The sequence below is a fragment of the Saccharothrix coeruleofusca genome (assembly GCF_014648515.1).
Lineage (GTDB): Bacteria > Actinomycetota > Actinomycetes > Mycobacteriales > Pseudonocardiaceae > Actinosynnema > Actinosynnema coeruleofuscum.
In genome coordinates this window covers 2031-15639 of sequence record NZ_BMRG01000036.1, presented here as the reverse complement: position 1 = coordinate 15639, position 13609 = coordinate 2031, and the positions used below count along the sequence as shown (strand labels likewise).

The 13609-nt window shown below is 73.8% G+C and carries 10 protein-coding genes; 6 read left to right on the top strand and 4 right to left on the bottom strand.

What is annotated here, in order from left to right; all coding sequences use genetic code 11:
- Nucleotides 1-321: 321 nt before the first annotated feature.
- Complete coding sequence (locus tag IEZ00_RS35645) at nt 322-1590, top strand: cytochrome P450 (protein ID WP_229796432.1); 1269 nt, start codon at nt 322-324, stop codon at nt 1588-1590.
- Here the strand turns inward: IEZ00_RS35645 and IEZ00_RS35640 are convergent.
- A complete protein-coding gene (locus tag IEZ00_RS35640; protein ID WP_229796431.1) occupies nt 1574-3577 on the bottom strand; it encodes a diguanylate cyclase in 2004 nt (667 codons plus the stop codon). The two genes, IEZ00_RS35645 and IEZ00_RS35640, sit on opposite strands and share 17 nt — an antisense overlap.
- A 286-nt stretch (nt 3578-3863) precedes the next feature.
- Between IEZ00_RS35640 and IEZ00_RS35635 the strand changes: the two genes are divergently transcribed.
- Both IEZ00_RS35635 and IEZ00_RS35630 read left to right on the top strand, forming a co-directional pair.
- Entirely contained in the window at nt 3864-4520 is a 657-nt protein-coding gene (locus IEZ00_RS35635) for a thiaminase II/PqqC family protein (RefSeq protein ID WP_189227762.1), read from the top strand.
- A gap of 322 nt (nt 4521-4842) precedes the next feature.
- Nucleotides 4843-5562: a class I SAM-dependent methyltransferase gene (locus tag IEZ00_RS35630; protein WP_189227761.1), complete on the top strand. Its 720-nt coding sequence runs from the start codon at nt 4843-4845 to the stop codon at nt 5560-5562.
- 3 nt (nt 5563-5565) lie between these two features.
- Here the strand turns inward: IEZ00_RS35630 and IEZ00_RS35625 are convergent, their stop codons facing one another.
- Both IEZ00_RS35625 and IEZ00_RS35620 read right to left on the bottom strand, forming a co-directional pair.
- On the bottom strand, nt 5566-7062 hold the full coding sequence (locus IEZ00_RS35625) for a glycosyltransferase family 39 protein (protein ID WP_189227760.1): 1497 nt from the start codon (nt 7060-7062) through the stop codon (nt 5566-5568).
- 91 nt (nt 7063-7153) lie between these two features.
- Entirely contained in the window at nt 7154-8275 is a 1122-nt protein-coding gene (locus IEZ00_RS35620; protein ID WP_189227759.1) for an epoxide hydrolase family protein, read from the bottom strand.
- Nucleotides 8276-8338: 63 nt separating this feature from the next.
- On the opposite strand from IEZ00_RS35620, the gene IEZ00_RS35615 reads away from it, so the two are divergent.
- A complete protein-coding gene (locus IEZ00_RS35615) occupies nt 8339-9298 on the top strand; it encodes a helix-turn-helix transcriptional regulator (protein WP_189227758.1) in 960 nt (319 codons plus the stop codon).
- Between the two features lie 90 nt (nt 9299-9388).
- Nucleotides 9389-10516 (top strand): VanZ family protein, encoded by a 1128-nt coding sequence (locus IEZ00_RS35610; protein ID WP_189227757.1) that lies wholly within the window; start codon nt 9389-9391, stop codon nt 10514-10516.
- A gap of 5 nt (nt 10517-10521) precedes the next feature.
- Here IEZ00_RS35610 and IEZ00_RS35605 read toward each other — a convergent pair whose 3' ends face one another.
- On the bottom strand, nt 10522-13017 hold the full coding sequence (locus IEZ00_RS35605) for an MGH1-like glycoside hydrolase domain-containing protein (protein WP_189227756.1): 2496 nt from the start codon (nt 13015-13017) through the stop codon (nt 10522-10524).
- A gap of 272 nt (nt 13018-13289) precedes the next feature.
- Here IEZ00_RS35605 and IEZ00_RS37635 point away from each other — a divergent pair.
- Nucleotides 13290-13609, top strand: a 320-nt coding sequence (locus IEZ00_RS37635) for a beta-1,3-glucanase family protein (RefSeq protein ID WP_229796430.1), incomplete at its 3' end; no start/stop codon positions are given.

Here is a 13609-nt window from a genome sequence, read left to right as displayed (position 1 = left end):
TTCGCCTCGGTCATCACGGCTCCTGTCCTCGCGCGGTCCCGCCGTTCAGCGCTGCTGGGGGTTGGTCCGGTCCTGGCCCGCGTCGGCCGTGCCGACCCGCGGGCCGCCGGGTGCGTCGGACCGCTCCGCCCTCGGGCGGCGTCCGCACCCCCATCGTCCTCGGACTCCCGCGCCCCGGCATCGCGGTCCACCGGGGCGTACCCGGTGGGGTGGGGGCGAACCACCGCGTTCGCGGCGGGATGCCAGGTGGGGGATTCCAGGCGGGGTTTCCCGGCAGGCTGATCGGGCACCCGTGATCACATGCGAGGTACGCGCACGCGAGTGCTGGACGAGACCGCCCGACTGCTCGTCCACGGCTACAGCTGGCTGCCCGCGCTGCGGCGCGACAACGGCACCGGCGTCGCGCACACGCGGGTGATGGGCCAGCGGGCCGTGGGCCTGTCCGGGCCCGACGCGGTGCGCTTCTTCTACGACGAGGACCACGTCCAGCGGCGAACGGCCATCCCCGGACTGGTGCAGAGCACGCTGTTCGGCCACCACGCCGTGCACACCCTCGACGGGGCGGCCCACCGCAAGCGCAAGGGGCTGTTCCTCCAGGCGATGACCCGGCCCGACGTGGCCGACCTGGTGGACCACACCGCCGCGGCCTGGGACGACGCGGTCACCGCGTGGCGGCCGGGACAGCGCGTGGTGCTGTTCGACCAGGCGGCCCGCGTGCTGACCAGGGGCGTGTGCCGGTGGGCCGGGGTGCCGCTGGCCGACGCCGACACCGCCCCGGTGGCGCGCGACCTCACCGCGATGGTGGACGGGTTCGCCACGCTGGGCCCCCGGCACTGGCGCGCCCGGCGTGCCCGCGCCCGCCGGGAGGCGTGGCTGGCGGACGTGCTCCGGCGGGTGCGCGAGGGCAGGCTGGAGACGCGCCCCGGTTCGGCGGTCGACGTGGTGGCCCGGCACCGCGACGCGGACGGCGAGCCGCTGGAACCGCGACTGGCGGCCGTGGAGCTGCTCAACGTGGTGCGGCCGACCGCGGCGGTGGCGTGGTTCGTGATGTTCGCCGGGCACGCGCTGCACCGGTGGCCCGAGCACCGCGAGCGGCTGCGCGGCGGCGACCGGGCCTTCGCCGAGGCGTTCGTGCACGAGCTGCGGCGCTTCTACCCGTTCGCGCCGTTCCTGGGCGGCCGGGCGGTGCGGGACCTGCACCTGCGGGGCGAGGCCATCCCGAGGGGCTCGCTGGTGCTGCTGGACGTGTTCGGGCAGAACCACGACGGCGACCTGTGGGGCGACCCGTACGCGTTCCGGCCGCAGCGGTTCCTGGACCGGCCGATCGGGGCGTTCGAGCTGATCCCGCAGGGCGGCGGCGATCCGGTCACCAACCACCGCTGCCCCGGCGAGCCCGCGACCATCGCCCTGCTCAGGACGCTGGTCGTGCGACTGGCCGACGCCGACTACGCGGTGCCGTCGCAGGACCTGACCATCTCCCTGCGCCGCATCCCCGCGATGGTGCGCAGCCGGTTCGTCATCACGCCCACCGAGGGCCGCACCGCCGAGCGGACCGACTGGTCGGAACAGGCGGTCACACCGGCCGGGTGAGGGCCAGTCCCGCGGCCAGGTCGCCGACGGCCCCCCGCTCCACCAGGTCCAGGAACACGTCCACCAGGCGCGGGTCGAACTGGGTGCCGCGACCCGCGCGCAGCTCGGCCACCGCCTGCTCCCTGCTCAGCGCGCCCCGGTAGGGGTGGTCGGCGCACATCGCGGCCCACGCGTCGCACACCGCGAGCACGCGCGCCTCCACGCCGATCTCCTCACCCGCCAGGCCCTCCGGGTACCCCGAGCCGTCCCAGCGCTCGTGGTGCCCGCGGATGGCCGCGACCACCTCCCCCTCCTCCGGCAGCACGGCGACCAGCCGGGCGCCGCTGTCCGGGTGGGCGCGCAGCAGCTCCCATTCCCGCTCGGTCAGCGGACCGGGCCGGACCAGCAGCTCCTCCGGCAGCACGGCCAGCCCGACGTCGAGCAGCCTGCCCGCGCGCCCGGCGGTGCGCACCCGCGCGGGCGGCAGGTCGAGGTGGCCTGCCACGGTGCGGGCCCACTCGGCGATGGCCAGGCTGCGGCCGGGGCAGGCCAGGCGCAGGTCGACCAGGTCGGCGACCTGGTCCAGGTAGCCGACCAGGGGGTCCTCGGGGGACACCGCGCCGCCCGCCACCACCCGGTCCCGCCCCGAGCCCTTGGCCAGGTACAGGGCGCGGTCGGCCGCCGAGACCAGCGCCTGCGCGCTGTCGTGCCGGGGCTCGAACACGGCGGTGCCCGCGGAGACGGTGACGGTGATCGACGTGCGGTCGTCCAGCCGGACCGGCCTGCGCGAGACGCCGTCGCGCAGCCGCTCCGCCAGTCCGCTCGGGTCCTCGGCCTGCGGACCGGTCACCACCACGGCGAACTCCTCGCCGCCGTAGCGGGCCAGCACCGCGCCGGGACCGGCGACCGCGCGCAGCCGGTCCGCCACCTCCACCAGCACGCGGTCGCCCGCCGGGTGGCCGAACCGGTCGTTGACGGACTTGAAGCGGTCCACGTCCAGGATGACCACGCCCAGCGGCACGCCCGAGCGCCGGGCCGCGGCCACGTCGTCGGCCAGTCGGGCCTCGAAGTAGCGGCGGCTGCGCAGCAGGGTCAGGCTGTCGGTGGTGGCCAGCCTGCGCTGATCCACCGCCATGCCCGCCAGCCGCGCCGCGCCCAGCGCGAACAGCACCGCGCAGCAGGCCGCGATGACCGGCACGTCGCGCCACTCGCCCTTGGCGTGCTCCACCAGCAGCACCGCCGGGCCCACCAGCGCGCCCGCCGACGGCAGGGCCAGCCTCGGCGCGCTGAGCCGGGGCTCGGGCGCCTCGGCGGGCAGGCCGAGCCCGCTCATCGCCGGGTGCAGCGCGCACGCGCCCAGCGCGAGGTTGCCCGCCAGCCAGACCGCGTCCAGGAAGTTGCCCGCCTCGTAGGTCCCCGCCAGGCGCTGCAGCACGTAGGCGGTGTCCGCCGTGAGGATCGCCGCCAACCACCCGGTCAGCAGCACGAACGGGGCCCCGCGCGGCCCGGAGCCGAAGACCAGGCACAGCGCGACCAGCAGCAGCACCAGGTCCATCAGCGGGTAGGCCACCGAGGCCGCCTCGACCAGCGGCGAGGTGCCCAGCCTGGTCTGCGGGCCGAGCACGAACACCCACGACAGCAGGGCGGCGACCACGGTCAGCGAGGCCGCGTCGAGCAGGCCCGCCAGGTCGCGGCCCGAGCGGCGGGCCCGCACCAGCACCACCAGCCCGGCCACGACCAGCGGGTAGTGCGCCAGGTAGAGCACGTCGGCGACGAACGGGTACCGGGTCTGGCCGAACACGTAGTGCGCGGTGTAGAAGGCGGTGTCGGCCAGGGCGTACACCGCCTGGCTCAGGCCCAGCAGGACCCACGCCGCGCGCGGCCGGGGCCGGTGGCGGACCACGCCCCACCACACCGCGACGGCCGCCGACGCGCTCACCGCGCAGTAGACGAGCACCCGCGAGGGCACGCCCCCGGCGGGGACCGGCAGTGCGTAGTACAGCGCCACCGCGCAGAACCCCAGGACCAGGTAACCGGACCATAACCGGCTCCGGCCCTGGTCGCTGCGGGGCCTGCGGTTCCGGTCCGGGATTCCGCCACCACCGACCGTCGTTCCGGCGCGCAATCCCGAGCCCCTGTTCGCGTCAGTCCGATGAGACCGGGCCATGAGATCGGGAAACCGCGACTTGGTCAACAGTCCGTAGCTGATTCGTCACCCCACCGGGTTCGCGTGCGGGCGGGTGCTCGTCGCTAGGGTGGGCGACCGGTTGTCGACGACGGGTTCGGGGGTTGCGGTGGGGCACGACGAGCAGGACCTGCTGGCACGGGTGCGCGTGGAGATCCAGGCGGAGGGAGGCGAGAACCGCCTGGTGCCGCTGGTCGCGAGCGGAGCCGCCGCGCCGCGCGCGCTGGCCGTGCTCGCCGCCGAGCAGCACCACGTCATCAGCAGCGACTGGCGGGCCTTCCTCGCGCTGGCCGCGCAGGCCACCGAACCGGCGGAGCGCGAGTTCTTCACCGCCCTGGCCGGGGGCGAGGGGCTCGCCACGGCCAAGCTCGCCGACTTCGCCGCGGCGTGCGGCCTGAGCCCGGACGAGGTGGCCGCCCACCGACCGCTGCCGGGGTGCCAGGCGTACCCGTCCTACGTCGCCTGGCTGGTGCTCAACGGCGACCCGCACACCGCGCTGCTGGCGATCCTGGCGAACTTCGCGGAGTGGGGCGGTTACTGCGCGGCCATCGCCGCCGGGCTGCGCGAGCACTACGGCTTCGACGACGCCGGGTGCGCGTTCTTCGACTTCTTCGCCGAACCCGCGCCGGACCTCGACGAACTGGGGCTGCGCGCGCTGCGGGAGGTGCTGGCCTCGGGGTGGTCGCCGGAGCGCGCGTTCGGCCCCGCCCGGCTGCTGCACGGGTTCGAGCTGATGTTCTGGAACACGCTGGCCGAGCTGGCCTGAGCGGCGCTGGGTGCGGCGGAGCCGGGAGCCTCACGCCTGGGGGTGCGCAGGCTCCACCGGCTCCGCCGCGGCCGAACGAGGCTCCCCTCCTCCTCGTCCGGGCTCTCGGGCCCCGGTCACGCGGGGCCGCAGAGAAGTGTCCCACGCACTGTCCCACCTTCTCCGCAGAACAGCGGAGTCAATCCCGGTAGTTCTTGCCCCTTCGGGCAGGTGTTGTTGCCCGCAGCGCTACCAACCGACCACTCTCGCCCCTCAGACCTGGTAGGGCGGTAGTGGTCCGTAAACCGCACTCTGGGCGGCGGGTCGGTGGTGAAATGGTGCGGTGTACTCGGACGCGGAGAACGCGGCGCTCTACGACATGCTCAACGCGTGGGGCCCCAGCGACGACTTCTACCTCGATCTGGTGATGGCCGCGGAGTCGGTGCTCGACGTGGGTTGCGGCACCGGCGTCCTGCTGCACCGGGCCCGCGAGAACGGCCACCGCGGCAGGCTGGTCGGGCTCGACCCGGACCGGGCGGCACTGGACCGGGCCCGCGCGCGCGACGACGTGGACTGGGTGGTGGGCACCGCCGCGTCGGCGCGGTGGGACCGGGAGTTCGAGCTGGCCGTGATGGCCAGCCACGCGTTCCAGGTGTTCGTCACCGACGACGACCTGCGTGCTTCGCTGACCGCGATCCGCGCCGCGCTGGTCGACGGCGGCCGGTTCGCGTTCGAGACGCGCAACCCGCTGCCGCGCCCGTGGGAGCGGTGGACGCCGGACAACGCCGTGGAGCTGGTCGACCCCGGCGGACGGCACATCCGGGTGTTCCACCGGGTGGAGTCGGTGGTCGGCGATGTCGTCACGTTCAGCGAGACCGTCGCGACCCCGGCGGGCGAACCGCTGCGGGTGGACCGGACCAGCCTGCGGTTCCTCCCACCGGACGCGCTCGACTCGTTCCTCGGCGCGGCCGGGTTCGCGGTCGAGGCCCGCTACGGCGACTGGTCCCGCGGCCCGCTCACCCCGACCAGCCGCGAGATCATCACCGTCGCCCGCCGCATCTGAGCGTCAGTCCAGGTGGCGGATCTCCGGCCACAGTGCGGCCCAGGACGCGGTGAACCCCGTGCACAGCCACACCCGACCGCCGTGCTCCTTGTTCTCGACGCCCTGGCCGTTGTAGGTCCGCGCCACCACGCGGAGCTCGCCGCAGGACCGCTCGGCCCAGCGCGGCGGCTCGGCCTTGGCCGCCGGGCGCACGATCAGCGCGGTCGTCGCGCCTTCGCGCGGGTGCCCCCAGTACCCGTAGCCCCGGTAGCCGCTGTAGACCTCCGGCAGCCCCAGGGCGGGTCCGTAGCGCTCCAGCGCGCCCGCCTCGCCGAAGTTGTCGGTCACCAGCACCGCGCGCCCCCGCTGCTCCTCGGGCAGCCCGTGGTAGACCCGCGCCACCGCCTCGGTCAGCTCGGGCCAGCCGAACTGCTCGGCGGTCAGCCCGTTGAGCTCCACCACCGGGACGACCGACAGCTTGTCCAGCGGCACCAGCGGCAGCGCCAGCGGCGCGACGAACGCCGCTGATGCCGCCAGTGACACCCCCACCGCGACGCGACGGGCCGCCGCTCCCCGTTCGAGCCAGTCGTCCACGGCCAGCGCGCCCGCCGCCAGCAGCGCGGGGTAGGCGCCGAACAGGTACAGCGGAGATCCCGCCGAAGCCAGGAACACCGCCGCCAGCAGCAGGTAAGCCGCACCGAGGAAGCGGAAGGCCGGGGTGCGCAGCAGCCGGACCAGACCGGCGATCCACAGTGGAGCGAGCATCGGGCTGACGTAGAGCAGTTGCAGCGGCAGGAAGGCCAGCCGCACGTCGTTGCCGCCGCGTTCGCTGATGAGCTTGGCCATCTCCCACTGCGGCCAGCCGTTGGCCACCTGCCACAGCAGGTTCGGCGTCCACAGCGCCAGCGCGAGCAGCGCGCCGCCGAAGAACCACCGGCTGCGCAGCACGCGCCTCGGCCCGATCACGGCCAGCCCGACCACCAGGGCCACCGCGACCACCGCGATCTGGTACTTGTTCAGCAGCCCCACGCCCAGCACACCGCCTGCGGCCAGCAACAGCCGCGCGTCACCGGTGCGGATCACGCGCACCACCAACCACGCCAACGCCGCCGACAGGCAGATGTCGACGGTCGTGGTGTGCAGCATGTGGCCGGGCACGAGCACCGGTCCGGACACCGCCGCGCTCACGGCGGCGATCAGCTGCGCTCGTGGCCTGCCGCCCATCTCCCTGGCGATCAGCGCCACGAACAGCACCGTCCCGCCCGCCGCGAGCGCGGCCGGAATCCTCAGCACGGCAAGGGAACCGGGCGCGATCGAGTCCATCAGGTGCGCCAGGAACGGTGTCAGGGGCGGCTGGTCCGGATACCCCCACGCCAAGTGGCGACCCGCCGCCACGAAGTACAACTCGTCGCCGTGGTAGCCGTACCCGCCCGCGAGCGCCACCAGCACCACCACGACCGCCCCCGCCACCACGACCGCGCCACGCGACAGCCGTGCCACCACCGCCGAACCCACTTCCACGAGATCCCCCAAAGGTCGAACGCGAGGGTTCGAAACCTAGGCGGGCCGGGGCGGCCCCACGATGCAGCGCGCCCCCCGGATCATGGTGGGCCTACCACCCCGATCCCTCGCGGGAGACGGCGCCGAAGAACTTCCGGATGTCGGCGGCGAGGTGGTCGGGCTGGTCCATGGCGGTGAAGTGGTGCCCGCCGGGGTTGTCCTCGGCCCAGTGGACGACGCGGGTGTGCCGCTCGGCCAGCCTGCGGATGCCGGGCGGCCCGCTGTAGACGCCGGTCGGCACGCCCGGCGCGCCCTGCGGCCAGGCGAAGCCGCTGCTGTCGTAGTAGGGCCACGCCGACGAGCCGAACGTGCCGGTGAACCAGTAGACGCTGGTGTTGGTCAGGATCTGGTCGCGGCTGATCACCTCCTCCAGCGGCTTGCCGGAGGCGTTGAACTCCTTGAACTTCTGCACCATCCACGCCAGCGCGCCCACCGGGGAGTCGTGCCAGCCGTAGGCGAAGGTCTGCGGTGCGGCGCGCAGCAGGGCGTGGTGGTCCACGCCGTTGGCCCAGTCCGCGCTCATGAGAGCGGTGTAGGTCTCGCGCTCGGCCTCGGTCAGCTCGGGCAGGTCGGCCTCGGTGGGGAATCCGAGGCCGCTGATGAGGTAAACGCCGATCACGTGCTCCGGTGCGATCCTGGCGATCTCGGGCGCGACGTACGCGCCGAAGTCGCCGCCCTGCGTGCCGTACCGGGAGTAGCCCAGCCGGTCCATCAGCTCGGCCCACATCCGTGCCACGCGCGCGGCGTCCCACCCGGTTCCGCTTGGCGGGGCGGAGAACCCGAAGCCCGGCAGGGAGGGCACCACGACGTGGAAGTCCTTGGAGAGCGGGCCGATCAGGTCGGCGAACTCCACGAAGGAGTTCGGCCACCCGTGGGTCAGGATCAGCGGCACGGCGTCCGGCGCGGTCGAGCGGACGTGCAGGAAGTGCACCTCGTGGCCGTCGATCTCGGTGGTGTGCTGGGGAAAGCCGTTGAGCCGCGCTTCGTGCGCCCGCCAGTCGTAGCCGTCGCGCCAGTACTCGACCAGCTCCCGCAGGTAGTCCACCGGCACGCCGCGCCGCCACTGGTCGCCGGGCAGCGGGCGGGGCCAGCGGGTGCGGCCCAGCCGGGCGCGCAGGTCGTCCAGGTCCTCCTGTGGGATGTCGATGCGGAAAGGTCGGATGTCGGTGTTCATGGCCCGAACGCTAAACGCGATGTAGGTCGGATCATGTCCTACTTCTGCGCCATCATGGATCGCGTGACCGACACCCCGGGACGGCTGCTGCGGCTGCTGTCACTGCTGCAGACCCCGCGCGAGTGGCCCGGCAGCGAGCTGGCCGAACGGCTGGGCGTCAGCCCGCGCACCATCCGCCGCGACGTCGAGCGGCTGCGCGACCTGGGCTACCCGGTGGAGGCGAGCATGGGCGCGACGGGCGGCTACCGGCTGGTCGCGGGGACCGCCGTGCCGCCGCTGCTGCTGGAGGACGACGAGGCGGTGGCCATCGCGGTCGGCCTGCGCGCGGCGGCGGGCCACGCCGTGGAGGGCATCGACGAGGCGTCCGTGCGGGCGCTGGCGAAGCTGGAGCAGGTGCTGCCGTCCCGGCTGCGGCGGCGGGTGGCGGTGCTGGGCGCGGCCACCGTGCCGCTGGTGACCGGTGACGCGGCCACCGTGGACCCCGCGCACCTGACCGCGCTGGCCGGGGCCATCGCCAACCGCGAGCGGCTGCGCTTCGGCTACCGGAACGGTGAGGGCGAGCCCACCAGGCGCCACGTCGAGCCGCACCGCCTGGTCGCCGCCAGTCGCCGCTGGTACCTGCTGGCCTTCGACGTGGAGCGGGAGGACTGGCGGGTCTTCCGCCTCGACCGGCTGCGCGACCCCCTGCCGACCGGTGCGCGGTTCGCGCCGCGCGAACCGCCCGCCGACCCGGCCGAGTACCTCACCGGCCGGTTCCACTCCCTGCAGCCCACCTACCGCACCGTGGCGACCCTGCGCGCTCCGGCCGAGGAGGTGGTGCGGGCCTGGGGCGGGGTGGTGGGCGAGGTGCAGCCGCTGGACGAGCGGACGTGCCTGCTGCGCAGCCGCTCCGACACGCTGGAGTGGCTGGCGTTCCGGCTGACCGCGCTCGGCTGCGAGTTCGAAGTGCACGAGCCGCCGGAGCTGGCCGAGCACCTGCGCGCGTTGGCGGCGCGGGCCTCCCGCGCGGCGGAGGGGGTGTGACACGGCCGTTCCGGTACCACCACGCGGATGCGGTTTGGACTTCCCGCGCCCTGGATAAGGAGCGGTAGACCTCTTACCGGGAGCGGTGACATGCTGAGTTCCTACTGGGAGTCCATCAGGACGGGCTTCTTCGCCTTCGTGGGCGTCGGCGCGCTCGTGCTGCTCCCGCTGGTGGCGCTGCACTACTACCGGTTCGGCCGGGTGGAGCCGCGCCGGGCGCTGGTGCTGTACGGGCTGCTGGCGTACGGGCTGGTCGCGCTGGCGCTGATCTTCCTGCCGTTCCCGGCGCGGTCGCAGGTGTGCCAGGGCGAGCAGATGCTGTCCACCACGCCGTTCCAGTGGGTCACCGACGTGCGCAACAACCTGGCCGCGACCGGGCGCTCGGGGCTGCCCGCGGTGGTCACCTCCTCGGCGTTCGTGCAGCAGGCGTTCAACGTCGCGCTGTTCGTGCCGCTGGGGGTGGTGCTGCGCAAGTCCTACGGCCGGGGGCCGCTGACGGTGGTGGCGATCGGGTTCGCCCTGTCGCTGGCGGTCGAAGTGGTCCAGTACACCGGCAACTTCGGCGTCTACCCGTGCCCCTACCGCATCTCCGACGTGGACGACCTGATCTCCAACACCGGGGGCGCGCTGCTGGGTTGGGTGCTCGCGCCCGCCGCGCTGGTGGTGCCCGCCGTCCCGCCTTCGGCCGACTCGGCCGCGCCTGCGGGGACGGTGACCGTGCCGCGCCGGGTGGTCGGGCTGATGGCGGACCTGCTGGTGCTGCTGGTGATCAGCAGGCTGGTGCTGCCGGAAGAGCCGGGCTGGTTCCTCGCCGCCGCCGTGGCGCTGCGGGTGGCGCTGCCCTCGCTGACCGGCGGGCGGACAGCGGGCGGCTGGCTGCTGCGCTACCAGGTCCGCCGAGCGGACGGGGCGTGGGCCAACCCGGCGCGGATCGCGGTGCGGGAGCTGTTCGGCGTCACCGGTTTCCTGGCCTACGCCGTGCTGGTCTCCCCCGCCCTGGGCACGTGGGGCGACCTGGCCGTGGTGGCGCTGGTGCTGCTCGGCGCGTTCGCCGTGCCGGTGTTCCGCCGCGACCAGCGCGGCTGGCACGAGCGGATCTCCGGGACGCGCGCGGTGTCCACCGCGATCGCCGAGCCCGGTCCGGGTGGACCGGCCCAGGGGGGTGAGCCGCTCCAGCGCCGGTCCACCGCCCGTGAGCCGCAGCCCGACCGCCGGTGACCAGCTCACCTCGGCACAGCAGCTGCGGGTGGCCTCCCCGTGAGCTCGTCCTGCCACACCACCGCGCCGAAGCCTGCCGGGTCGAGGACCGCCTCGGCGTGGGCGGAATCGGCCGTGTCGCGGGTGACCGCACCCCGCTCGACCGTGGACACCATGAGCCGCAGAGGCATCCGCGCTCCCAGTTGGAGGTCGTCGGGGACGTGCACCCGCCAGCGCAGGTCCAGGGGCTTGCCGGGGACGACCACCCGGTCACCCGAGCGGCCCACCGGTTCGGCGGTCCACCCCCTGGGCAGCAGCAGCTCCGGGCGCACGGTGAGCGGCGCGGTGGTGCGGACCGAGGCGGTGACCTCGGCGCTGCGCCCCGGTCGCACGGCCACCACGTCCGCCCCGAGCCGCGCGGTCACCCGGCTGTCCTCGGTGCGCCACGACTGCAGGGCGGTGATGCCCACCGCGCCGCCATCCGCGCGGGACGGCAGGACGCGCAGGCCGTCGGTCAGCACCGGGGGGCTGACCAGGACCCTGTTCAAGCGCCCCTTCTCGGGCGTGCGAGGTGATCTGGCCTGGCCCGGCAGATCGGCCCACGTGCCGTCCGGCTCGCGGTACTGCACGGCGTAGGCGTCAGGCGTGCGGACGCCCCCGCCGTCGTCGTAGAAGGAGATCCGCACGTCCGAGACGCGCGTCGGCGCCCCGAGGTCGACCGCCAGCCAGTCCTGCCGGTTGGGGCTGCCGTAGCTGGTCCAGCGGGTCGACGGGACGTCGAGGTGGAAGTCCTGGCCGTCGATGGCGTCGGCGGCCCGGTCGGCGTGCCAGGTGTGGGACGCCGACGCCGTCGGGTAGCCGGTCTCGGCGGGGTTGACCAGGTCGTCCGCTGACGGCTCGGCGTCGCGCCGGTCGACCGGGGCGACGCGCACCTCGGCCGGGCGCAGGTCCGCCTGCCGGTGCACCGGTCGGCCGTCGAGCCAGACGCGCAACCCGGCGCCCCGCCCGTAGGCGGAGCCGTCGCGGTCCCACACCACGGTGAGGTTGCGCCCGTGGTACGGGACGTTCTCGGCGGCGAAGTGGTCCCAGTCCGGCGGGACCAGCGGCGCGATCCGGACGCGGTCGCCGCGCTGCGGGCGGATGCCCAGCAGGCCGGAGAGCACCAGGTCGTTGAACGTCGAGTGGTTGTAGTCCTCGCTGTGCCCGCGTGAGTCGTAGAGCCAGCGGTCCTCGTCGGGGTGGTGCGCCTCGGCCACGTACGGCTGCCCGTCCTTGCGCTGGGTCAGCGCGTACCCGCGCAGCAGCCGGTAGTAGTCGTGCGCGCCGACGTGGGGCTGGTCCGGGTAGTCGATCAGCAGGTTCGCCATCGCGGTCAGCGTCTGGCTGGTGGCGTACGGCCAACTCGGGCCGGACCACCGGCAGCAGCCCTTGAGCGCGTCGTGCATGAACCACGGGCTGCGTCGCTCCACTGTGGACGGTCCGAAGGGCGCGGCGAAACCCTGCGGGTCGGTCAGCTGCGCCCACGCGGCCGAAGCACTCGGCGGAGCCATGTGGAAGTACCACGGCACGTAGCCGATCTGCTCGCGGTCGGCGAGCTTGGCGCGGTCGGGATTGCCCTCGCGCATGACGTGCTTGTAGAACTGATCTTCCGCGTCCCACAGGTATTTGTCCATGTTGGACCGCAAGGCGTGGGCTTCCTGTTCGTACCGCTTGGCTTCGCGGTGGTCGCCGCGCATCCGCAGCAGGGTAGCGATGGCCATGGCGTCGCCGTACTGGTAGGCGTTGAGAGTCGGCCGGAACCCGTCGCCACCGTGGTAGGGGTCGTCGCTCTGATAGGAGCCTGCCGTGTACTCCATCGCGTCCCACACCGGCACCTGCCAGTACAGGCCCAGTTCGCGGTCGAACTGCGGCGCCCACGCGGCCCACTGGCGTCGCAGCTCGGGCAGCCGGTCCAGCGCGAAGTCCCAGCGGCCGTCCACGGAAGCCCGCGCCACCACGGCATCGGCCGCCCAGAAGGAGTACTGGTGGGCCCAGTCGGTGGTGTTCTCGTTGAGGAAGTCGGTAGCGGGCTTGGGGCCCGATCCGCTGCCGCGCAACCAGTAGTCGAGGTAGTCGTCCAGGTAGCGGCTGTCGCGCAGCCAGCGCCCCTCGTACACGTGGTGCCCGGCTGCGGCCACGATCCCGCCGCCGGGGGCCGAGTAGCCCACCGGCCCCAGGAACTCCGAGACGATCCAGCCGTCACCGGTGCGCTTGAGGGCTTCTTTGTAGGTGCGCCAGCGGTAGTAGTACGTGTCCTCGATCTCCCGGTCGGGCAGGTCGACGAACGGAATGTTGGCCTCGTACCACTCCGGCTCCACGAAACCCGCCAGCTTCGCCGGGTGGTCCAGCAGGCGGGTGCCCGCGCCCACCTCCGGGTACGGCGGCGAGGGCCGCGCGGGTCCGGCGGACGCGGGCGGCACGACCAGGCAGGTCGCGAGCAGGAGAGGGGTGAGCAGGGAGGTGGCGCGGCGAGCGGACGACATGGAGGGCTCCCATCCTCGTCGGACCCGAGACCCGCGCCGACGGGCGTCATCGCGCGTCACCGCTGTTTATAACGTGTTCTTCTAACGTTGTATATAGACCCGCGGCAGGGGGTCTTGACAGGTGGCCGCACCGACGAACAACCTATGGAAGCGCTCTCACGGGTGGTCCCGGAGGTCGTCGACATCCCGGCCACCCCGGCGCGACCTGGCGCCGCGTCCCCCTGCCGGGAACGGCCGACCAGCCCTGCCCAGCGGAACCGAGGAGTCCTTCCTTGCGCACCAGAAAGAAGTGGTCGGGTGTGCTCACCGCACTGGCGGTGGGCGCCTCCCTGACGGGCCTCGCGCAGCCCGCGCAGGCCATTGGTCCGGACCTCCTGCCGATCACCGTGACCAACAACAGCGGCCGTTCCGAGGCCGTGCACCTCTACGTCCTGGGCACCGACATCCGCCCCGGCGGCAAGCTCGGGTACGTCAACCAGTCCGGCACCTTCACCGCGTGGTCGCCGGGCGCCAACCCGCCGGTGCCCGCGCCGGACGTGTCCATCGCCGGGCCCGCCAACGGCAGCAGCGTCACCCTGCGCGTGCCCCGGTA

Bases quoted from the DNA above. Each gene is read 5' to 3' on its own strand.
- IEZ00_RS35620 (WP_189227759.1), bottom strand. From the start codon at position 8,275: ATGAACACCGACATCCGACCTTTCCGCATCGACATCCCACAGGAGGAC.
- IEZ00_RS35610 (WP_189227757.1), top strand. From the start codon at position 9,389: ATGCTGAGTTCCTACTGGGAGTCCATCAGGACGGGCTTCTTCGCCTTC.
- IEZ00_RS35605 (WP_189227756.1), bottom strand. From the start codon at position 13,017: ATGTCGTCCGCTCGCCGCGCCACCTCCCTGCTCACCCCTCTCCTGCTC.